Source organism: Sphingomonas sp. 37zxx, assembly GCF_000786205.1.
Classification (GTDB): domain Bacteria; phylum Pseudomonadota; class Alphaproteobacteria; order Sphingomonadales; family Sphingomonadaceae; genus Sphingomonas.
Genome location: NZ_JROH01000112.1, coordinates 1 through 905 on the forward strand (window position 1 = coordinate 1; position 905 = coordinate 905).

The window sequence follows — 905 nt, forward strand, 5'->3', positions numbered from 1 at the left end:
GCCCAGGTTGCGGCAGCGCCCGGCTCTCCAGGCTCGGCGAGGATGTGACCGAGACGCTCGAGGTCGTCCCGCGCTCCTGGAAGGTGATCCAGACCGTGCGCGAGAAGTTTTCTTGCCGGCACTGCGAGAAGATCACGCAGCCCCCTGCGCCGTTCCACGTCGTGCCGCGCGGATGGGCCGGCCCGAGCTTCCTCGCCATGCTGCTGTTCGAGAAGTACGGCCAGCACCAGCCTCTCAACCGCCAGGCCGAGCGCTTCGCGCGCGAGAGCGTACCGCTCAGCACCTCGACGCTTGCCGACCAGGTCGGTGCCGCTGCCTTCGCCCTGACGCCACTCTACCGGCTGATCGAGGCGCATGTGCTTGCCGCCGAGCGGTTGCACGGCGACGATACCACGGTGCCGGTCATGGCCAAGGGCAAGACAGATATCGCGCGATTATGGGTGTACGTACGTGATGACCGGCCGTTCGCCGGGGCCGATCCGCCTGCGGCGTTGTTCCATTACTCGCGCGATCGGCGCGGCCAGCATCCGCAGGCGCATCTGGCGTCCTGGTCAGGGATCCTGCAAGCCGACGCTTATGGTGGCTATGGCGAGCTGTATCGTGACGGTCGTGCGCCTGGACCGATCCTCGAGGCTGGCTGCTTCGCGCATGCGCGGCGCAAGTTCTTCGAGCTCGCCGACGTCGAGGGCGCGGCGCGCAGGAAGAGCCGCGGCGAGCGCGCCGGCATGATCTATCCGATCGCGCTCGAGGCAGTACAGCGGCTCGATGCCCTGTTCGACATCGAGCGCGCCATCAACGGCAGATCGGCCCCTGAACGCCTCGCCGTGCGGCAGGAACTGAGCGCACCGCTTATCGTAGAGCTTCACGTCTGGCTTACCGCCCAGGTCGCCAAGCTGTCGCGCAAC

General features: G+C 67.4%; 1 protein-coding gene. It reads left to right on the forward strand.

Annotated elements, in window-relative coordinates; all coding sequences use genetic code 11:
* On the forward strand, positions 1 to 905 hold a 905-nt coding region (gene tnpC / locus QU44_RS16990; protein WP_033923596.1), incomplete at both ends, for an IS66 family transposase.